This is a genomic window from Streptomyces sp. NPDC034086 (assembly GCF_055575515.1).
Genome location: NZ_JBVISM010000016.1, coordinates 1 through 20,137, shown reverse-complemented (window position 1 = coordinate 20,137; position 20,137 = coordinate 1). Strand labels below are relative to the sequence as shown.

General features: G+C 74.0%; 20 protein-coding genes. 11 read left to right on the top strand and 9 right to left on the bottom strand.

What is annotated here, in order from left to right:
* The first annotated feature begins 300 nt into the window (after nt 1-300).
* Nucleotides 301-684 carry a VOC family protein gene (locus ACZ514_RS27350; RefSeq protein ID WP_468164731.1) on the top strand — a complete coding sequence of 128 codons (384 nt, stop codon included), beginning with the start codon at nt 301-303 and terminating at the stop codon, nt 682-684.
* Nucleotides 685-756: 72 nt separating this feature from the next.
* Here ACZ514_RS27350 and ACZ514_RS27345 read toward each other — a convergent pair whose 3' ends face one another.
* Both ACZ514_RS27345 and ACZ514_RS27340 read right to left on the bottom strand, forming a co-directional pair.
* Nucleotides 757-2,025, bottom strand: coding sequence for a HEAT repeat domain-containing protein (locus ACZ514_RS27345; RefSeq protein ID WP_469125894.1), 1,269 nt, complete (start codon nt 2,023-2,025; stop codon nt 757-759).
* Between the two features lie 86 nt (nt 2,026-2,111).
* Nucleotides 2,112-2,525, bottom strand: a complete 414-nt coding sequence (locus ACZ514_RS27340; protein ID WP_468700857.1) for a hypothetical protein — start codon at nt 2,523-2,525, stop codon at nt 2,112-2,114.
* 99 nt (nt 2,526-2,624) lie between these two features.
* Between ACZ514_RS27340 and ACZ514_RS27335 the strand changes: the two genes are divergently transcribed.
* Nucleotides 2,625-3,596 (top strand): GlxA family transcriptional regulator, encoded by a 972-nt coding sequence (locus ACZ514_RS27335; RefSeq protein WP_469125893.1) that lies wholly within the window; start codon nt 2,625-2,627, stop codon nt 3,594-3,596.
* A gap of 83 nt (nt 3,597-3,679) precedes the next feature.
* Here ACZ514_RS27335 and ACZ514_RS27330 read toward each other — a convergent pair whose 3' ends face one another.
* Complete coding sequence (locus ACZ514_RS27330) at nt 3,680-3,934, bottom strand: hypothetical protein (RefSeq protein ID WP_469125892.1); 255 nt, start codon at nt 3,932-3,934, stop codon at nt 3,680-3,682.
* Nucleotides 3,931-4,803 (bottom strand): isocitrate lyase/PEP mutase family protein, encoded by an 873-nt coding sequence (locus tag ACZ514_RS27325; protein ID WP_469125891.1) that lies wholly within the window; start codon nt 4,801-4,803, stop codon nt 3,931-3,933. Before ACZ514_RS27325 ends, ACZ514_RS27330 begins: the two co-directional genes overlap by 4 nt.
* Nucleotides 4,804-5,029: 226 nt before the next feature.
* Between ACZ514_RS27325 and ACZ514_RS27320 the strand changes: the two genes are divergently transcribed.
* A complete protein-coding gene (locus ACZ514_RS27320) occupies nt 5,030-5,638 on the top strand; it encodes a DinB family protein (protein ID WP_469125890.1) in 609 nt (202 codons plus the stop codon).
* A gap of 144 nt (nt 5,639-5,782) precedes the next feature.
* Here ACZ514_RS27320 and ACZ514_RS27315 read toward each other — a convergent pair whose 3' ends face one another.
* Nucleotides 5,783-6,157 (bottom strand): VOC family protein, encoded by a 375-nt coding sequence (locus tag ACZ514_RS27315; protein ID WP_468164746.1) that lies wholly within the window; start codon nt 6,155-6,157, stop codon nt 5,783-5,785.
* Between the two features lie 312 nt (nt 6,158-6,469).
* Here ACZ514_RS27315 and ACZ514_RS27310 point away from each other — a divergent pair, with 312 nt between their 5' ends.
* Genes ACZ514_RS27310 through ACZ514_RS27290 form a run of 5 tightly spaced genes read left to right on the top strand, consistent with a single transcriptional unit; the run spans nt 6,470 to nt 13,790 of the window.
* Entirely contained in the window at nt 6,470-7,954 is a 1,485-nt protein-coding gene (locus ACZ514_RS27310) for an aldehyde dehydrogenase family protein (protein ID WP_468700865.1), read from the top strand.
* A 15-nt stretch (nt 7,955-7,969) separates the two neighbouring features.
* The gene (locus tag ACZ514_RS27305) at nt 7,970-9,562 is read left to right on the top strand and encodes a GMC family oxidoreductase (RefSeq protein WP_469125961.1); all 1,593 of its coding nucleotides are present in this window, start codon (nt 7,970-7,972) and stop codon (nt 9,560-9,562) included.
* On the top strand, nt 9,559-10,659 hold the full coding sequence (locus ACZ514_RS27300) for a quaternary amine ABC transporter ATP-binding protein (protein ID WP_468164750.1): 1,101 nt from the start codon (nt 9,559-9,561) through the stop codon (nt 10,657-10,659). The genes ACZ514_RS27305 and ACZ514_RS27300 overlap by 4 nt, the downstream gene beginning before the upstream one ends.
* A gap of 52 nt (nt 10,660-10,711) precedes the next feature.
* The gene (locus ACZ514_RS27295) at nt 10,712-12,814 is read left to right on the top strand and encodes an ABC transporter permease subunit (RefSeq protein ID WP_469125889.1); all 2,103 of its coding nucleotides are present in this window, start codon (nt 10,712-10,714) and stop codon (nt 12,812-12,814) included.
* On the top strand, nt 12,807-13,790 hold the full coding sequence (locus ACZ514_RS27290) for an ABC transporter substrate-binding protein (protein ID WP_468164754.1): 984 nt from the start codon (nt 12,807-12,809) through the stop codon (nt 13,788-13,790). Before ACZ514_RS27295 ends, ACZ514_RS27290 begins: the two co-directional genes overlap by 8 nt.
* Before the next feature lie 98 nt (nt 13,791-13,888).
* On the opposite strand, the gene ACZ514_RS27285 is transcribed toward ACZ514_RS27290, so the two are convergent.
* From ACZ514_RS27285 to ACZ514_RS27270, 4 genes are all read right to left on the bottom strand, one after another.
* Entirely contained in the window at nt 13,889-14,548 is a 660-nt protein-coding gene (locus ACZ514_RS27285; protein WP_468165357.1) for an esterase/lipase family protein, read from the bottom strand.
* A gap of 199 nt (nt 14,549-14,747) precedes the next feature.
* The gene (locus ACZ514_RS27280) at nt 14,748-15,134 is read right to left on the bottom strand and encodes a VOC family protein (RefSeq protein WP_468164756.1); all 387 of its coding nucleotides are present in this window, start codon (nt 15,132-15,134) and stop codon (nt 14,748-14,750) included.
* Nucleotides 15,135-15,246: 112 nt separating this feature from the next.
* The gene (locus tag ACZ514_RS27275; protein ID WP_468164758.1) at nt 15,247-15,435 is read right to left on the bottom strand and encodes a DUF6381 family protein; all 189 of its coding nucleotides are present in this window, start codon (nt 15,433-15,435) and stop codon (nt 15,247-15,249) included.
* Nucleotides 15,436-15,585: 150 nt separating this feature from the next.
* The gene (locus tag ACZ514_RS27270; RefSeq protein WP_469125888.1) at nt 15,586-16,401 is read right to left on the bottom strand and encodes a S1 family peptidase; all 816 of its coding nucleotides are present in this window, start codon (nt 16,399-16,401) and stop codon (nt 15,586-15,588) included.
* 277 nt (nt 16,402-16,678) lie between these two features.
* Between ACZ514_RS27270 and ACZ514_RS27265 the strand changes: the two genes are divergently transcribed.
* The 3 genes from ACZ514_RS27265 (at nt 16,679) to ACZ514_RS27255 (ending at nt 19,967) form a co-directional block, all read left to right on the top strand.
* A complete protein-coding gene (locus ACZ514_RS27265) occupies nt 16,679-18,064 on the top strand; it encodes an erythromycin esterase family protein (RefSeq protein ID WP_469125887.1) in 1,386 nt (461 codons plus the stop codon).
* A 368-nt stretch (nt 18,065-18,432) separates the two neighbouring features.
* Nucleotides 18,433-18,759 (top strand): GYD domain-containing protein, encoded by a 327-nt coding sequence (locus tag ACZ514_RS27260; RefSeq protein WP_468164764.1) that lies wholly within the window; start codon nt 18,433-18,435, stop codon nt 18,757-18,759.
* Between the two features lie 206 nt (nt 18,760-18,965).
* A complete protein-coding gene (locus tag ACZ514_RS27255; protein WP_468164766.1) occupies nt 18,966-19,967 on the top strand; it encodes a glutathione S-transferase family protein in 1,002 nt (333 codons plus the stop codon).
* The last annotated feature ends 170 nt before the right edge of the window (nt 19,968-20,137 follow it).

Sequence of the window (20,137 nt, the reverse complement as noted above, 5' to 3'; positions counted from 1 at the left end):
AGGGCGTCGCCAGGGGACTCGCGGCGGTGTGTCCCTCCGCGCCGTCTCCTGCCGGCGACGCCGCCGCGGGGGCCGCCGATGTGGCCGGCGCCCGCGTCGGCCCCCATCGTCACGGCCCCCGCTAACGGTCCCCTAACGGCCGCCCACCGCAGGTCACGTCGAGGGGGAGTCCGCGCTGTTCGGCCCGGTCCTGAGAGCGACGGTGAGGTGCGGTGAAGCCGGACGCCGCCACGCTGCCGGTCCGGACGGCGCGGGGCGCGGCGGTGGCCGGCGGGAGGCCGCTCGGGCATGATCGTCGTCATGGTTTCGGTAGTGCAGAACGTGGCGATCGACTGTGCGGATGCCCATGGGCTGGCCCGGTTCTGGAGCGGGGTGACCGGCCACCCGCTGCATCCCGAGAACAGGCCGGGAGACAAGGAGACGCAGGTGATGCTGCCGGCGGGGCCGGTGCTGTACTTCAACCAGGTGCCCGAGCCGAAGAGGGTCAAGAACCGGCTCCACCTGTGCCTGCGTCCGGAGACCTCCCGGGAGGAGGAGGTCGAACGGCTGCTGGGTCTCGGTGCCACCCTGGTCGACGACCGCCGGAACCCCGACGGCTCGGGGTGGGCCGTGCTCGCGGACCCCGAGGGCAACGAGTTCTGCGTCCTGCGCGGCGAGTCCGACCGGGCCGCCGGGCCGTCCTGATCCCCGGACCCGGCCCGCGCGGTGTCCGCCGGCGCCGGCCGTGACGCCCCCGGGCGGCGCACCCCGGGAACGTCATCGGCCGTCGCGGCGCGACGCGTAGCGCCGGGCCTCGTCGAGGGAGTGCTCCTCGTCGAGGGCCGCGGGGCCGGGCCGCGGCGGGCCCAGGCGGCGGGCCGCCGCCACGCACCGTTCGTCCTCGTGCCGGGCCAGGCCGTACACGGCGGCGATCTGGACCCGGCGGTCCGCGTCGTCCAGCAGAGCGGCCATGGCATCGGCGAGAACGGGATCGCGGCCGCTGTCCCGGCCGGCCGTGAGGCAGGCGCCCTGGCGTACCCGCGCGTCCGGGTCCGTCATCAGCACCAGCAGTGCGGCTCGGACTTCGCCGGAGAGGCCGGGCGGCTCGTTCCCTGTGGTGAACCCGCCCGCCACCTGGCGCCGTACAGCGGCATCGTGATGGCCGGCGTGGGCGAGGAGGGCCGCGTCGGCCCGCGGATCGCCGTGGTCCCCGAGCGCGTCGAGCACCTCGGTGAGCACGGCCGGGTCCGTCTCCCGGTCCGACCAGTCGATGAGGACGTCCAGGGCGGGCCCCGCGAACGCGTCCTCGTCGCTCTCGTCGAAGAGACGGGTCAGCCGGAGCACCTCGGCGGCGAACAGCCGGTGGGCCGGGTCCGGACGCGTGCGCAGGGCCTGGGCCGCGGTCCAGGTCTCCCGGTCGCGCCGCTGGGCCAGCAGGACGGTGGCCCTGCCCCATGCGCTGTGGTCCCGGCCGTGGGCCAGCGCGCGCCGCATCAGTTCCTCGAACGGCGTGCGGACGCCGAGCAGTTCCTCCAGGTCCGTGAGGATCGCCCCGTGTCCGTCCCGTACGGTCATCCCGCCGAGGGTGAGCTCGTCGACGTGGTGGTACTCGTCGTCCCGGACCCGGGTACGGACGACGGCGTCCCGGGAACCCGTACGGCGCCGCAGCTCGCTCGCGGCGCCCGTCTCGTACCAGTGGCGCGCGCGCTCGCGCGTCTCCAGGAGTTCGGAGCGGCCGTACCGGCCGAGGAGCCGGGGGTGCAGGAGCGCCTCGACGAGCGCCGGTGAGCCCCCGTCGACGGCCTCGCTCAGCGGCAGCGGCGCGTCCGGAGCGCACCGGCCGGGATCGGCACCGTACCGGAGCAGCAGGAGGGCGACGGCCCCGGCACGCATCCGGACCGCCGCACCGAACGCGGCGTCGGAGGCGCCGGGTTGACCGTCCTCCCGGAGAAGGCGCTCGACGAGGGCGGTGTCCCCGGACCGCACGGCGGCCATCAGGGCCGGTTCGCCGTCCGTCGAACCGCTCGTGTCCTCACCGACAGCCACCACCATGATTCCCCCCCCCGGCGTCCTCGCAGCTCAGTGTAGGTCTGCCGGTGCGACCGCCGGTGGCGAGTGCGGCCGGCCCGGCGTCACGGGGCCGCCAGGGCCAGTACCACGATCGCCGTCGCACCCGCCGCGTCGACGACACCGCACCACTCCGACCAGGCGCGCGGTACCACCGCACCCGAGCGGTGGTGGGCGAGGTCCCAGGCCGCGTGCGCGGCCCAGCCGGCGGCCAGGACCCACGGCGCGTACCGGCCGGGAACGGCCAGGACCACGAGGGCCAGGGTGCCGAAGCCCGCCAGGCCGGCCAGCTGGGTGCCCAGGGTCCGGCGTGCGCGGAGCTCGTGGCGGGCCGCGCCGAACGCCAGGTAGCACAGGGGCATGACCACCAGGAGGGCTGCCAGGAAGCCGGTCGGCGGAAGACCGTCGACGAAGGTGACCACCACGAGGACGAGCGCCAGCAGGGTGGGCCATCGGTGTGCGAGAGAACGGAGCGTCATGGGACCCACTTTCCCGGCCGCCTCGGACGAGGGGGCGCGCGGAAGCTGTCGGGGTCCGTTCTGTTGGGGTGCGCGTCCGTCTGGCATAGGGTCGCGCCCATGGGGGAGCGTGCGGTCGTCGTGGTCGCGTACGAGGCTGCCGAGCTGCTCGACATCGCGTGTGTGACGACGGGCCTGGCGATGGCCAACGAACTCGGTGCTCCGGGGACGCCCTACGCGGTACGGGTGGTCGCCCCGGGCGGTGGCCCCGTCCGGTGCGGTACCGGTCTCGCGCTCAGCAGCGACGCGGCGCTGGAACGCACGCGGGGGCCCCTCGACACGCTGGTGGTCTCCGGCGGCAGGGGGGTCGAGGACGCCGCCGCCGATCCCCGGCTCGTGGGCCACGTCAGGAGGCTGGCCCGGGAGTGCCGCCGGGTCGCGTCGGTGTGCACCGGCGCGGGCATCCTGGCGGCCGCCGGAATCCTGGCGGGCAGGCGGGCCACCACGCACTGGCGGTTCGCGCCCCACCTGGCCGCCCGGCACCCGGAGGTCTCGGTCGACCCGGCACCGCTGTGGATCCGGGACGGGAACGTGTACACGGCGGCGGGCATCACCAGCGCGCTGGACCTGACCCTGGCCTTCGTCGAGGAGGACCACGGCGCCGAGCTGGCCCGGCAGGTGGCCCGCCATCTGGTCGTCTACTTGCAACGGCCGGGGAACCAGGCGCAGATGAGCCTCTTCACCGCGGCGCCGGCACCGCGGGACGACACGGTCCGGGCGCTGGCCGAGCACATCGCCGCCCATCCGGCCGGCGATCTGGGTACGGAGGCCCTCGCCGCGCGCGCGGGCGTGACGGCGCGGCACCTCGCGCGGCTGTTCTCCCGGCACCTGGGCCGGTCCCCGGGCCGCTACGTCCGCATGGTCCGGGTCGAGACCGCCGCGCAGCTCCTCGCGTCGACGACCCTGCCCGTCGCCTCCGTGGCCGCGCGCTGCGGCCTGGGGACGCCGGAGGCCCTGCGCAAGGCCTTCACCGCGCACTACGGGACCACCCCTTCCCGCTACCGCGCCGTGATGCGCGCCGCCTCCCCCTGACCGACGGGTTCGCCGGACCTGGTGGCGCCGCGCCGGACGCGTCCGCGGCGGGCCCTTGCCGCGAGGCCCGCCGCGGACCGCCCTCAGGCGTCGTGCCCGCCGGAGCGCGCCCGCGGGAGGAGGGCGCCGATGAGGTCGACGGCGCTGCCCTCCTGGTCGCTTCCGGCACTGCCGCTCCCGGCCTGGACGTTGGCGGCCCGGTCGACCTCGACGACGGAGTCGGCGTGGGAGTTGTCGATGACGGTGATCAGGCTCCCGCCGGCGGCCGCGGGTGCGGCGCTCCCCCAGGCCATGGTCACGGCCAGGTAGGCGGCGGCCCGTACGCGCGCCCCGTTCACGCGAGGGCGCTCTCACGCGCGGCCGGTACCGGCTGGTGCCGGCTGATGTTCTTGGCGAGGAGCCGCGTGGATTCGGGGACGCCGATCGCGGCGGATTCCCCCGCGGCGGGCAGGCGCCCGTCGGCGAGCCGCAGTTGCGTCAGCGCGGCGTCCATCGCCTGGTGCGCGGCGAAGAGGCAGGGGGTGCTGTAGATGGCCACGTCGACGCCGAGCTCGGTCAGCTCGCCGAGGGAGAGCCGCGGGGACTTGCCGCCGGCGATCTGGTTGAACAGCAGCGGCTTGGAGCCGACCACCTCGCGGATCCTGCGGATCCACTCGACGCTGCGTACCCCGTCGACCAGGACGACATCGGCGTCCGTGGCGGCCAGGGCCTCGGCGCGGTGGAGGATGTCGCTCTCCTCGGTGGCGTCCGTGCGGGCGACGACGACCATGTCCTTCCGGGTCTCGAGGACCGCCCGCAGTTTCTCCAGGTACTCGGTGAGCGGCAGGACCTGCTTGCCGTCCGCGTGACCGCACCGGCGAGGACGCTTCTGGTCCTCCAGGATCACGCCGGAGGCTCCGATGCGTTCCAGCCCTTCCACCACGTGGCAGGCGACCTCCACGTCGGTGTAGCCGTCGTCGATGTCGACGAGCAGGTGGTGCTGGGGAAAGGCGCCGCGCAGCCGCTGGACGAAGGCCATCATGTCGGGCCAGGCGATGAACCCGATGTCGGGCAGGCCGTAGTGGGAGGCGGCGAAGCCGAAGCCCGAGACGAACATCCCGTCGTAGTGGTCGGCGGTGACCGAGGCGGAGTACATGTCGTAGACGCCGATCAGGGGGGTGGTGCCCGGTTCGGCGATCCTGGCGCGCAGCTTGTTCCCGTAACTCATCGTCAGCTCCTCGAGGTGGTGGGCAATGGGCGGGGGGGCGCCTCCGAAGCGGCGCCGCTTTACCCAAAACTGATCATTTCCTGACCATCTCGCGGTTCTACGCATACCAAGGCTTTACTCACTCCAATAGCCCATCGCGTTCACCACAGAAACGTCACTGGGGACCCCCTGCTGACGGCGGAAAAGGCCGGCGCCCCGGCCGGCGGCCGGTGCGAGACTCGGTCCCATGAAGCCCAATGACCCCAAGGACGACCTGCACCGCTACCTCAGGTCGGCCCGCGAAGCCGTCGTCTGGAAGCTGGACGGACTCTCCGAGTACGACGTCCGCCGTCCCCTGACCCCGACCGGCACCAATCTCCTCGGTCTCGTCAAGCACCTCGCCGGCGTCGAGCTCGGTTACTTCGGTCCGACCTTCGGCCGCCCGCACGGAGAGCACTTCCCCTGGCACGAGGAGGACGCCGAGCCCAACGCCGACATGTGGGCGACGGCCGACGAGTCGCGCGAGGACGTCCTCGGCCTCTACCACCGCGCCTGGGCGCACGCGGACGCGACGATCGGGGAACTGCCGCTCGACGCGACGGGCCGCGTCGCGTGGTGGGGGGAGGCGGGCGAGGTGACGCTGCAGCGGATCATGCTGCACGTGACGGCCGAGACGCACCGGCACGCCGGCCACGCCGACATCGTCCGCGAGCTGATCGACGGCAGCGTCGGCATGCGGGAGGCCAACGGCAACATGGCGGGCGGCGACGGAGCCTGGTACGAGGAGTACCGGCACAGGCTGGAGGCGGCCGCCCGGCAGGCGCAGGCGAAGCGGAGCCGGCCCGGACCGGCCTGAGCGAGCGGGCCGCGCTGAGACCCGGCGCGGCCGGACCGTCGGGCACGGCGGCGGCCCGCGCGACGGGGGCGCCCCTGCGGAAGGGGCGCCGCCCTCGCGCGCCGACGGGTCAGAACGCGCCGCGGCGGCCGCTGCCGCCGGCGGTCAGTGGAGACAGAGGCAGAACGGATGGCCCGCCGGGTCCGCGTAGACCCGCCAGTTGGCCTCCGCGCGGAGCTGGTCCGTCCGCTCCAGCACGGTCGCGCCGAGGGCCAGCGCCCGCTCCTCCTCCCCGTCGAGGTCGTCGACGTCGAAGTCCAGGTGGATCTGCTGCGGGTGCCGCTGGCCGGGCCATTCGGGCGGCCGGTAGCCGTCCACCCGCTGGCAGGCCAGCGGCGTCCCCTCGAAGCCGTGCACCTCCACCCAGTCGGGGTCCTCCGGGTCCGGGACCACGCGGCCGCCGAGCAGCCCCGCGTAGAACTCCGCGAGCCGGACCGGATCGGCACAGTCCAGCGCGATCGCCTGCAGCTTTCGAATCACTTCCGACACCCTCTCGCCCGGCCGCCCGCGCGGCCCGTCCGTCCGTGAGGGGTCGTACCCCTCCTTGCGGCGGGCATGCCCGCGGCTCGGCGGCCGGTCCCGGTGCCGTCGTCCCGCGCGGACCCGCCGGCCCGTGTCGCGCGACACGGCAGGCGACACGTCACACGACACGTCACCGAGCGCGTTACGCCGCGTGACTCCCGTCACTTCCTGTTACGGATGGGGCATGTGTGTCAGGCGGCAGGGCAAGGGCGCCGAAGCAGCACGCACCGCGGGCAAGCCGTGGTGCCGGAAGCGGAGGTACAGCGCGTCGTGTCGGAGCCGAGAACCATCCACATCGCCGGGACCTGGCGGTCCGCCCTCTCGGGAGCCACCCGCGAGGTCCTGGACCCGGCGGACGGGAGCGTCCTGGCGCTCGCCGCCGAGGGCGGCACCGCGGACACCGACGCCGCGGTCAGCGCCGCCCGGGCAGCCTTCGACGGCGGGGAGTGGCCCGGGACCCCGGTCGCGGAGCGCGCCGCCCTGCTGCGGCGCACCGCCGAGCTGCTCCAGCGCGACCGCGAGCGCATCGCGCTGGTGGAGAGCCGGGACGCGGGCAAGACGCTGGAGGAGGGGCGGGTCGACGTGGACTGCGTCAGCGACGCCTTCCGGTACTTCGCGGACCTGGTCGCCGGCGAGAGCGCCGGGCGCGTGGTCGACGCCGGCTCCCCCGACGTCCACAGCGTCGTCGTCCACGAACCGGTCGGCGTCTGCGCGCTGATCACCCCGTGGAACTATCCCCTGCTCCAGGCCAGCTGGAAGATCGCCCCGGCCCTCGCCGCGGGCAACACCTTCGTCCTCAAGCCCAGCGAGATCACCCCCCTGTCCACGGTGGAGCTGATCCGCCTGCTCGCCGAGGCCGGCCTGCCGGCCGGTGTCGCCAATCTGGTGACCGGCGCCGGAGACCCCGTGGGCGCCCGCCTCTCCGCCCACCCCGATGTCGACCTCGTGTCCTTCACGGGCGGCCTCGCCAGCGGTACGAAGGTCATGCGCGCGGCGGCCGACTCCGTGAAGAAGGTGGCCCTCGAACTCGGCGGCAAGAACCCGAACGTGGTCTTCGCCGACGCCTGCGCCACCGAGGAGGGCTTCGACACCGCCGTCGACCAGGCCCTCAACGCCGCGTTCATGCACAGCGGCCAGGTCTGCTCCGCCGGCTCCCGGCTCATCGTCGAGGACGGCATCGCCCGGCGCTTCGTCTCCGAACTCGCCCGCCGGGCCGACCTGATCCGCCTCGGCCGCGGCACCGACCCGGGCGTCGAGTGCGGGCCCCTGGTCTCCGCGGCGCAGCTCGCGCGGACCCAGGAGTACGTGGACTCCGCCATCGCCGAGGGCGCCGTGGTGCGCTCCGGCGGCTCCCGCCCGGACGGGCCCGGCTACTTCTACCGGCCGACCGTCCTGGACGGCTGCCACCGCGGGATGCGGGTGGTGCGGGAGGAGGTGTTCGGGCCGGTGCTCACGGTCGAGACCTTCCGCACGGAGGACGAGGCCGTCGCACTCGCCAACGACACCGAGTACGGGCTCGCCGGCGCGGTGTGGACCGCCGATCAGGGCCGGGCCCGCCGGGTCGCGGGCCGGATGCGGCACGGCACCGTCTGGATCAACGACTTCCACCCCTACCTGCCGCAGGCGGAGTGGGGCGGCTTCGGGAAGTCCGGCACGGGCCGCGAGCTGGGCCCGGCGGGCCTGGCCGAGTACCGCGAGACCAAGCACGTGTACCAGAACCTCGCTCCGCGCCCCGTGCGCTGGTTCGCGGGCTGAAGGAGGAGGAGACCCATCACCACCGACAGGAACACCCGCCCCGGTGCCGCGGCCGCCGCGCCCGGCCGGGACCACGCGTACGCGTACGAGTACGACTACGTCGTCGTCGGCGGCGGCACCGCCGGATCCGTCATCGCGTCCCGCCTGACCGAGGACCCCGGCACCACCGTCGCCGTCATCGAGGGCGGTCCCAGCGACGTCGACCGGCCCGACGTGCTCACCCTGCGCCGCTGGATGGGCCTGCTGGGCGGCGAGCTCGACTACGACTACCCCACCACCGAGCAGCCGCGCGGCAACTCCCACATCCGGCACAGCCGCGCCCGCGTCCTCGGCGGCTGCTCCTCGCACAACACGCTCATCGCCTTCAAGCCGCTGCCGTCGGACTGGGACGAGTGGGCGCGGGAGGGGGCCGAGGGCTGGCACGCCGCCGCCATGGAGCCGTACTTCGACAAGCTCCTCAACAACATCGTCCCGGTGGCCGAGAAGGACCGCAACGCCATCGCCCGCGACTTCGTCGACTCCGCGAGAGCGGCCCTCGGCGTCCCGCTCGTCGAGGGGTTCAACCGCAAGCCGTTCCACGAGGGTGCCGGTTTCTTCGACCTCGCCTACCACCCGGAGGACAACAAGCGCTCCTCCGCCTCGGTGGCCTACCTCCACCCCGTGATGGACGACCGCCCCAACCTCCGCATCCTCCTGGAGACGTGGGCGTACCGCCTCGAACTCGACGGTCCGCGGGTGCGCGGGGTGCACGTCCGCTCGCAGGACGGCACGCGGTCGCTGATCACCGCGCGCCGGGAGGTGGTGGTGTGCGCGGGCGCCGTCGACACCCCGCGCCTGCTGCTGCACTCCGGCATAGGCCCCCGCGCCGACCTGGAGGCCCTCGGCATCTCCTCGGTGCACGACCTGCCCGGGGTGGGCGAGAACCTGCTCGACCACCCCGAGTCGGTGATCGTGTGGGAGACCGACGGCCCGATCCCGGAGAACTCGGCGATGGACAGCGACGCCGGACTGTTCGTGCGGCGCGACCCCCGCTCCGAGGGCCCCGACCTGATGTTCCACTTCTACCAGGTGCCCTTCACCGACAACCCGGAGCGCATCGGCTACGAACGGCCCGCGCACGGGGTGTCGATGACCCCCAACATCCCCAAGCCCCGCAGCCGCGGCCGCCTCTACCTGACCAGCGCGGACCCCGAGGTCAAACCCGCCCTGGACTTCCGTTACTTCACGGACGAGGACGACTACGACGGCCGCACGCTCGTGGACGGCATCAAGCTCGCCCGGGAGATAGCGGCGACCGAGCCGCTGGCCGGCTGGCTGAAGCGGGAGGTCTGCCCCGGCCCGGGGATCACCGACGACGAGGCGCTGAGCGCCTACGCCCGCTCCGTCGCCCACACCGTCTACCACCCGGCGGGAACGTGCAGGATGGGCGACCCCGAGGACCCCGCCGCCGTCGTGGGGCCCGACCTCAGGGTGCGCGGCCTCGACGGCATCCGGATCGCGGACGCGTCCGTCTTCCCGACGATGACCGCGGTGAACCCGATGATCGCAGTGCTGATGGTGGGCGAGAAGGCCGCCGAGCTGCTGACCGTGGAAGGCGGTACCCGGTGAGCCCGTTGGACACCAGCCCCGACGCTCGCGCCGGCGCCCCCGGCGACGCCCCCGTCTTCTCGGTCGAGGGCCTCTGGAAGGTCTTCGGCCCCAAGGGCGCGGCCGCGAAGGTCCCCGGTTCCGGGGACGCCGGGCTGCCGGCGGCGGAACTGCGCGAGCGCACCGGCTGCACGGCGGCCGTCCGCGACGTCTCCTTCGACGTCCGCAAGGGCGAGGTCTTCGTGGTGATGGGCCTGTCCGGTTCGGGCAAGTCCACCCTCGTGCGGTGCCTCACCCGGCTGATCGAGCCCACGGCCGGGGACATCGCCCTCGACGGTGAGGACGTCCTCGCCATGGACGCCGGCCGGCTGCGCGAACTGCGCCGCCACCGGGCCGCCATGGTCTTCCAGCACTTCGGTCTGCTGCCGCACCGTAGTGTCCTGGACAACGTCGCCTACGGCCTGGAGATCCAGGGCGTCGGCCGTGCCGAACGCCGCGGGAAGGCCGCCGAGGTGGTCGAGAAGGTCGGCCTCGCCGGACTCGAGGAACGCCGCCCCGGACAGTTGTCGGGCGGCCAGCAGCAGCGCGTCGGGCTCGCCCGGGCCCTCGCCGCCGACCCCGAAGTGCTCCTGTTCGACGAGCCGTTCAGCGCGCTCGATCCGCTCATCCGGCGCGAGATGCAGGACGAGGTCGCCCGGCTCCACCACGAGGAGGGCCGCACCATGGTCTTCATCACCCACGACCTGGCCGAGGCCCTGCGCCTGGGTGACCGCATCGCGCTGATGCGGGACGGCCGCATCGTGCAGCTCGGCACGCCCGAGGAGATCGTCGGCTCGCCCGCCGACGACTACGTACGGGACTTCGTCCGCGACGTCCCCCGGGAACAGGTGCTCACGGTACGCAGCGCCATGCGCCCCGCGGTCGGTGACGCGGACGAGCAGGGTCCCGCGCTGGCCCCCGCCACCACGGTGGCCGACGCCATCGAGGCCGTCGTCCGCAGCGGCGGTCCGGTCCGGGTCGTCGACCACGGCCGGTGCCTGGGTGTGGTCGACGAGGCGGCGCTGCTCGCGGTGGTGGCCGGGATCCCGGCCGGCACCGGACGGAAGGCGGCGGCATGACCGGCACCGCCCGACCCGGCGTCCCCGCCCCCGGCACCGGGGGGTGGCGCGCATGACCGCGGCCACCGCCCCCGCGCGCGAACCGTCCCGGCCGGGCGCCCCGCAGTCGCCCGGCCGCTCCGGGGTCCCGGAACGCGCCACCGCCGGCCGTCCCGCCGCGCCGGGGCGCGCCGCGGACGGCCACCGGGCGCCGGACCGCCCGCGCCGCCGGCTGTCCGTGCGAGGACGGCCCCTGGGCCGCGCCCTGCTGCTGCCGCTGGCCCTGGCCGCCGCCGTGCTGGTCCCGCTCGCCGTCGTCTTCCCGGCCTCCGGAGGCTGGCCCTCCGCGCTGACCGTGGACCTGTCGGGGCCGCTGGGCCGGGCCGGCGACTGGATCATCGACCACCGGGACAGCCACCCCCTGTTCCTCTACTTCTTCGGGCACATCAGCAATGCCGTGACCGTCTGCGTCCGGGCCGTCTACGTCGTGCTGCTCGCCGGGGGCTGGACCGGCGTCACCGCGCTGGCCGCCCTGGTGGCCTGGCGCCTGGCGGGCCTGCGGCTCGCCCTGACCTGCGCCGGCGCCTTCGCCGCCTGCGGGCTGCTCGGCATGTGGGTGCCGACCATGCAGACCCTCGCGCTGATGGTGGTGGCCGTCGCCGCCGCCGTCGTCGTCGGCGGACTGCTGGGACTCGCCGCCGGGCTCTCCGCGCGCGCCGACCGCCCCCTGCGTCCCCTGCTCGACACCATGCAGATCCTCCCGGCGTTCGCGTACCTGCTGCCGATGGTGCTGGTGTTCGGCATCGGCGTACCGGCCGCCGTACTGGCCACGGTGGTGTACGCCGCCCCGCCGATGGCGCGGCTCACCGCGCTCGGTCTGCGCGGGGCCGACGCCGGGGTGATGGAGGCCGCCGCCTCGCTCGGCGCCACCCGGCGCCAGCGGCTGCTGACGGCCCGGCTCCCGCTCGCGCGCCGTCAGCTCCTGCTGGGTGTCAACCAGGCCGTCATGACCGGCCTGTCGATGGCCGTGATCGCCTCCGTGATCGGCGCGGGCGGCCTCGGGGACCGGGTCTACCAGGCGCTCTCGTCCGTCGACGTCGGCGCGGCGCTGGCCGCCGGGATCCCCATCGTGCTGCTCGCCGTGGTCCTCGACCGGACCGCCGAGGCGGCGGGCGCCCGGATCGGCGCCGACGGACCGCCCCCGGGCGGCGCGCGGCAGCTCCTGCTCAGGGTGTTCGACGGCTGGTACGGATGGCTGCTCACCGTCCTCGCGGCGGTGGCCGTCGGCGTGGCCGGCCGGATCGCGGGCACCTCGCTGTGGCCGGCGTCCTGGACGGTGTCCGTCGCCGAGCCCGTGAACGCGGCGGTCGCCTGGATGACCGCCCACCTCTACTCCGGAGTGCCCGTCGTCGGGGGCAGCGCCGACTGGGCCGCCCGGTTCACGGGCTGGGTCCTCGACCCGCTGCGCGCCGGCCTCCAGGCCGCGCCGTGGTGGCTGCTCCTGCTCGTCGCCGGAGCGCTCGCCCTCCTCGTCGGCGCCCGGCGCTCCGCGGTGACCGCCGTCCTCGCTCTCGCCTGCGTCGGCGTGCTCGGCGTGTGGGACGCCTCCCTGGACACGCTGTCCCAGGTCCTCGCCGCGGTCGCCGTCACCCTCGTGGTGGGCTTCGCGATCGCGGTGGGCGCCGCCGGCAGCGCCCGCGCGCAGCGACTGCTGCGTCCCGTGCTCGACGTCTGCCAGACCCTGCCGCAGTTCGTCTACCTCATCCCCGTGGTCGCCCTGTTCGGGGTGGGGCGGGCACCGGCCGCGGCCGCCGCCGTCGTGTACGCGCTGCCGGCGGTCGTCCGGATCACCACGCAGGGGCTCCGCGAGGTGAACCCGGCGGCGCTCGAATCCGCCCGCTCGCTGGGCGCGACCCGTGCGCAGCGGCTGTGGCAGGTCCAACTGCCGCTCGCGCGACCGGCTCTGCTGCTGGCCGTCAACCAGGCCGTGGTCCTGGTCCTGTCCGTCGTCATCATCGGCGGCCTGGTGGGCGGCGGCGCCCTCGGTTACGACGTCGTCCTCGGCCTGGCACAGGGCGACCTGGCCACCGGTCTGGTGGCCGGCGCCGCGATCGTGTGCCTGGGCCTGCTGCTCGACCGCGTCACCCAGCCCGCGAAGGAGGCCCGAGATGCGTGAACGACCCTTCCGGCGCGGCCGCGGCCGTCGAGGCCGTGCCGTGCTGGCCGCCGCGGCGGGGCTCGCCGTGCTCACCGGGTGCGGAGCCGCCGACATGACCCGGCAGGCCTCTCCGTACGCCGCCGCGCAGGACGCGAAGACCGTCACCCTCTCCGTCCAGTCCTGGGTCGGCGCCCAGGCGAACACCGCCGTGGCCGCCTATCTCCTCGAACACGAGCTGGGCTACCGCGTGGACACCGTGCAGGTCGACGAGGTCCCCGCCTGGGACGCCCTCAGCCAGGGGCGGGTCGACGCGATCCTGGAGGACTGGGGCCACCCCGAGCAGGAGAAGCGGTACGTCGAAACCAAGAAGACGATCACCCGGGGCGGCGACCTGGGGGTGACCGGTCACATCGGCTGGTTCGTCCCGACCTACTTCGCCGAGGCCCACCCGGACGTCACCGACTGGAAGAACCTCGACAAGTACGCCGACCAGCTGCGCACGCCGGAGAGCCGCGGCAAGGGACAGCTGATGGACGGCTCCCCGTCCTACGTCACGAACGACAAGGCACTGGTGAAGAACCTGGGCCTCGACTTCGAGGTCGTCTTCGCCGGGTCGGAGGCCGCCCAGATCACCCAGATCAAGCAGTTCGCCAAGGAGGGCAAGCCCTTCCTGACGTACTGGTACAAGCCGCAGTGGCTCTTCGAGCGGGTCCCGATGACCGAGGTGCGGCTCCCCGAGTACACCGAGGGGTGCGCCGACGTCCCGGAGAAGGTGGCCTGCGCCTACCCGCACACCCCGCTGCAGAAGTACCTCAACTCGCGCTTCGCCGGGTCGGGGAGCGAGGCGGCCGCCTTCCTGAAGCGGTTCCACTGGACCACCGCGGAGCAGAACGAGGTGGCCCTGATGATCGCCGAGGAGAAGCTGTCGCCGCGGCAGGCCGCGCGGAAGTGGGTCGAGCGCAACGAGGCCGTCTGGCGGCCGTGGCTGGGCTGACCCGCCGCACGGGCCGTTCCGTACGGCCCCGCACACCCGGGTGTGCGGGGCCGTACGCGCGTACCGGCGTCATGCGGCGGGCCACCGTAGGCCCGCGGTCATCGCGACGGGGGCTCCTGGGCGGCCGTGCCGCCGATGTGGTCCCTGACCTGCTGGTAGACCCCGGCGTCGTCGGTGATGGCCTGGTGCCGCAGGCAGGAGGTCTGCGTGTTCACCGCGCCGCTGAGGGCGACGGAGGTCACGGGCGAGATGATCCCGTCGCAGGAGGACCACCAGGTGGCGTAGCGCGGGGCGCCGGGCGTCTCGTCGCCCGAGTTGAGCGCCTGGAGGAAGGCGGAGCCCGGACGCATCTCGACGCAGGCGGGACCGCCGCACCAACGGGCGGTCTCCGTTCCGTGGTTGGGGCCGGCGAGGGAGACCCAGGCGTCCACCTTCGCGTCGCCGCCGAGGTTCTTCAGGTAGTGGCGGGAGGAGAGGGAACCCATGGAGTGGGTCACGACGTCCACCTTGGCGGCCCCGGTCGACGCCAGGACGCGGTCGATGGTCTCGGCGAGCTGGGAGGCGGTCGTGGTGTTGGACTGTGAGGACGGGTAGGTCCACTGGTGGAGCCGTTCGGCGGGCCAGCCGTCCGACCGGAACCGGTCGGCCATGATGTTCCAGGCCGTACCGTCGCTGTTCCAGCCGTGTACGAAGACCACCGGGTCGGGCGGCGAAGGGGCCGCGGGAGCGGCTGCGGCCGGGGCCGCGAAGGCGGCCATGGTCAGCAGGACGGCAGTGAGGGAGCGGGGCGTCGTCACGTTCACGGGCCGTTTGTAGCGCTCCCGCCCGTCCCGCCCGGGCCTCGAGACGCGGACACTCACCCGTCCGGAGGCCGCGGTTCACCCGAGGAACGTTTCGGCACCGCCGGGCCCGCCCCGTACCGGTGCGGCCGTCGACGGCCGCACTGGTACGGGGCGTTCAGGGGCGGAACCGCAGGGGATGGTCCGCCGGCACTTCCACGACCACGATGCGTACGCCGTCGGGGTCCGCGATCCACATCTCGATCAGCCCCCACGGCTCCCGCAGCGGCGGCCGCAGCACCTCGGCGCCCCGCTCGCGGAGCTCCCGGTGGGCCGCCTCCACGTCCGCCACCTGGAGCCACAGCCGCAGCCCGGGCGCGGGCGGCGCGTCGGCGCGGCCCGACACCTCGAGGAAGCCGCCGCCGAGGAAGTAGACCGTGCCGCGCTCGGGACCGGTACCGAACTCGCGGTACACGGCGAGGCCCAGGGTGCCGCCGTAGAAGGCACGGGAGCGTTCGGGATCGGTGGGGCGCAGCAGGACCCTGCTGCCGAGTACGTGAACCATGGCCCCACTCTGCCCACCCGCGACGGCGTGCGGGCGGAGTTCCGGTGGGACGCGCCCGCGGCGGTCCGACGGCGGACCGGGCGCCGCGGGGCGCCCGGTCCGTGCCCGTGGGCTACATGGGGTCCGTGGTGGCGCTCTCCGGGCCGTGCAGCTCTTCGAGCTTCTCCCGGATGTGCAGGGCCTTCTCGGACAGCCGTTGGCGTTCGGCGGCATCGGTGGACCGCTGGGCCGCGAGTTCGAGCTGCTCGGCCTTGTCGCGCATGTTCCGGGCCTGCTCGTCGGGCCCGCTCTCGTTGCTCATGGGATCTCCTCCGGTTCGGGGCTGGCTGCCTCCACTCAAGCATTCCCGGTGGCCGGGCCCGCGCACCACCGGCCGTGGCGGCGGCGTACTCCACCGCGCGGAACCCCTCCGCGGCGGTTCGCCGGGGGTGGGGGGCCGTCGCGCGGGACGTCAGGCGTGGTGGCGTACGGTCCTGCGGATCCAGTCCGCGTAGACCGGCACGTCGGTGTAGAGGCCCGGCCCGGCCGAGCAGGCGACTCCCGGGGCGCCGGGGCCCGAGGTGGCTCCGACGAGTTCCCACCGGCCGTGCCGGCCCCGCTGGAGCTGCGGCCCGCCGGAGTCCCCGAAGCAGGCCATCGCCCCCGGGACGCGGCTGACCGTGCACAGCCGGGTCCGGTGCCCGTAGCCGGGGGCGCACTCGGCTTCGGTGCCCCTGCGCGTTTCGAGCTCCTGCAACCGCTCCGCGAACTTCAGTTCGGTGTCGGCGGTGGTCCCGAACCCGAGGATCCGGGTCGGGGTGCCGGGGCGCCCGGCCCGCGCCGCGATCGGTACGGGCTTCTCGGTGACCGGGCGGTCGAGGCGTACCAGCGCGATGTCGTCCCTGTTGGGTGCCTTCCCGTCGCCGTTCGCGTAGCCGGGGTGGACGACGATCCGCTCTATGGCCCTGACCGTCCCCCCGGTCCTCCGCTCCCGGCCACCGATGCGGACGGTGCCGTCCAGCTCGAGGCCGTCGCCCCGTACGCAGTGGGCCGCCGTCAGCACCCATTGCGGATCGATCAGCGACGCCCCGCAGGAACCGTCGTACAGGCCGTGCTTCGGGGCCGACTCCGGGATGACCGCCATGAACGGGTAGGGCTCCGTGGAATCGGTGCCGTTGACGATGGCGGCGGCACCGCCGGTCAGCAGGGTGGCGCACACCGCCAGGGCCATGACGCCGACGGCGGCGGTGCGGGCCACGCGGCCCCGGACCGGTTTCGGGTGGAACACAGGGATTCCTTCGCTCGTGGGACAGGACGTCCACCCTGCGCGTTCGAGATCCACCGGGCCATCCGGGTAGCGGCACCATCGGGGTGGGACCAGCCCCACCCCTCCCCGCCCGTCCGGCCCCGGCGACCGGGACCCTGGGCCCGGGGGTCAGCCCCCGGCCGCCCCGCGGGGTGGCCCCCGGAGCAAGTCGGCGGATCACCCCAGGGCGGCGCCCGGCACGGCGGACGAAGATCGTTTCATCGGCTCGGGGAGCCGCGGCACGCGAGGAGTGATCGGAATGCAGGGACACACGGGGACCACGGGCCGGCGGCAGCTGCTCGCCCTCACGGCGGCGCTCGCCGCGACGGCGCTGACCGCTCCGGCGGCTTCGGCGGCGACGGCCGTACGCGCCGGCTCCGCCCGGGAGAACGGGGAAGCCGCCGTGGTGCGCGCCCTGCAACGCGCCGCACGCCCCCTGCGCTCCACCGAGCCCGGCGGCCCCGGCGCGGACCTGCGGGCGCTGAGCGCCATGGCCGGGGAGGCCACGGTGGTGGGACTGGGTGAGGCCACTCACGGGTCGCACGAGTTCTTCGCCATGAAGGAACGCGTCTTCCGGCACCTCGTCGAGGAACGCGGCTTCACCACCTTCGCACTGGAGATGAGCTGGTCGGCCGGGCTCAGGATCGACGAGTTCCTCCAGGGCGCTCCCGGTGACGCCAGGAGCGTCGCGGCGCAGGCGCTCGCCGGATCCCCGTGGGAGCGGGAGGAGTTCGTCAGTCTGATCGGCTGGATGCGCGAGCACAACCAGCGGCACCCCGGCCGCCGCGTCCGCTTCATGGGGGACGACCTCGGAGCGCCGGGGCTCGGGGACCACATGTTCGAGCGCGTGCTGTCGTCCGTCCGCGAGAGCCGGCCGGAGGCACTCCCCCGGCTCACCGCGCTGTACGCCGGGCTGCGCCCCTTCGACGACGTGTTCGCCTATCTGGGAAGGCCGGTCGCGGAACGCGAGGCGAACGCCGCCCGCGCCCGGGAGGCGTACGAACTGGTCGCCGGAGGGCAGCGTGGCGCGGGGCCCGCCTACGCGTGGACGGTACGGCACGCCCGCAACATCGCGCAGACGTTCGCCTTTGCCACGGTCGACCTCGCCGATCCGGCCTCGGTCACCGCCGCCGAGCGCCTGCGTGACGAGGCCATGGCCGAAAACGTGCTGTGGTGGCGGCACCACACCGGCCACAAGATGCTGCTGTCGGCCCACAACGGGCACATCGGGTACCTGTCCACCCATCCGGACATGTACCCCCGGACACAGGGCGCCCTGCTGCGCGAGCGCCTGGGACGCGACTACGCCGCGATCGGCTTCAGCTTCGCCGGCGGCTCCTTCCTCACCAAGGACGCCTCCCTCAGCGGTGACTGGAAGACCGTCACCGTCCCGGCGGCGCGTCCGGGCATGAACGAACACACCCTGGACCTGCTCGGGTACCGGGACTTCTACCTCGACCTGCGGACCGCCCCCGCACCGGCCCGCGCCTGGCTGGAGCGCGCCCGCCCGGTGTACGACGCCGGCTCGACCTTCACCCCCGACCCCCTGCCCACCCTCGCCCTCGGGCGGGCGTACGACATCCTCGTCCACCTCCACCGGGTCCGCGCCGCCGACAGGCTGCGCGCCTCGGGACCCGGACGGTAGCGGTCCCGGGATCCCGCCGGCCGTCACCGCGCCCGGTCAGCGTCCGAGGGCGTTCATCAGGATGATGGCCACGAGGTTCAGGAACACGACGGCGATGACGGTGCCGATCATGAGCCAGGCCCTGCGCGATTCGTCCATGTCCGTCACCTCCGGGCTCCGCCCCTCGACCATGGTGGCCCGGTTCCCCCCGGAGCACACCTCGGCCGTGGCGGAGGACGCCCCGGCAGCCGCTCACGCCCCCGCGTCGCCCCGCCGGGGGCCGTGGGCCGTGCCGGTCGTCGCCCCGGCCGTTCGGGGGGATCCGGGGGCCGCCGCGTTCCTCCGCCGGCGGGCGGGGGCACCGATGGGTGGAACGAGGGAGGGACACGATGCCGCTCTATCTGTCGAGGTTCAGCTACACGCCGGAGACCTGGGCGAGGCTGACCGGTCACCCGGAGGACCGCTCCGAGGCCGCCCGGTCGTACATCGAGTCCGTCGGCGGGAAGCTCCACGGCTTCTGGTACGCCTTCGGCACGCACGACGGCTACAACCTCTGGGAGGCTCCGGACAACGTGTCCATGGCCTCGGTCGCACTGGCCATCAGCGGGGGCGGCGCGCTCAGCTCGTTCGAGACGACCGTGCTGCTGAGCGTCGACGAGACCCTGGACGCCCTGCGCGGGGCGGCGCAGATCCGGTACCGGCCTCCCGGCGCGTAGCGGCCGGTCCGGGCCGTACCGGCCGTGCCGGGTCCACCGTCGCCGGCGGTGCTCGGCCGGGCGGCCGCGCCGGGCTGTCCTGCCTCCGCGCCCTCGGCGCCGCGGCGTCCCGGTCCGGAAACCGGAGACCGGAGAACGGGACGAGGGAGGCCTGAACTCCGGTGGAGCGGCCGCTCGGCACGCCGGTTCCTGGGTAAGGCCCCGGGATGAGCAATGTGAAGCCCGGCAAGGGATACTCCCGCGACAGCCGCTACATCACCACCCGCATCACAGCCGACGGACGCGACGGTTTCCCGGTGGAGCCCGGCCGTTACCGTCTCGTCGTCAGCCGCGCCTGCCCCTGGGCACACCGCGCGGTGATCGTCCGCCGGCTGCTCGGACTGGAGAAGGCCCTGCCCATGGCCGTCGCCGGTCCGACGCACGACAAGCGCAGCTGGACCTTCGACCTCGACCCGGACGGCCGTGACCCGGTCCTGGGCATAGAGCGCCTCCAGGAGGCCTACTTCGCCCGCGACCCCGACTACGACCGGGGCATCACCGTGCCCGCGATCGTGGACGTGGCGAGCGGCGCGGTGGTCACCAACGACTACGCGCAGATGACCGTCGACATGTCGCTGGAGTGGACGGCGTACCACCGCGACGGGGCTCCGGAGCTGTACCCGGAGGCGCTGCGGGCGGAGATCGACGCGGTCAACGAAGAGATCTACACGGACGTGAACAACGGCGTGTACCGCGTCGGGTTCGCCCCCTCCCAGGAGGCGTACACCGAGGCGTACGAGCGTCTCTTCGCCCGCCTCGACCGGTTCTCCGAGCGGCTGGAGGGGTCCCGCTACCTCGTCGGCGAGACGATCACCGAGGCGGACATACGGCTGTTCACCTCGCTCGTGCGCTTCGACGCCGTCTACCACGGCCACTTCAAGTGCAACCGGCAGAAGCTCTCGGAGATGCCAGTGCTGTGGGCGTACGCCCGGGACCTGTTCCAGACGCCCGGCTTCGGGGACACGGTCGACTTCGACCACGTCAAGAAGCACTTCTACGTGGTCCACAGCCACATCAACCCGTCCGGGATCGTTCCCCTCGGCCCCGACCCGTCGGGCTGGCTGGAACCGCACGGGCGTGAGGCCCTGGGCGGGCGCCCGTTCGGGGACGGCACCCCGCCCGGGCCTCCCTCCCCCGACGAGACCGTCCCGCCCCTCCAGGCTCCGTAGCACCCCCGGTACGAACGCCGCCCGCGGGGGCCGGGTCCTTCCCCGGCCCCCGCGGGCCCCGCACCCGCCCTCCCGGGCTAGGTGTATTGATCACGAGCGTTGTTGACACTCGGCTGGTCTTGAACATGGCGAAGACCTCCGGTGTGGTGGGAGCTGTCTAGGAACTCACC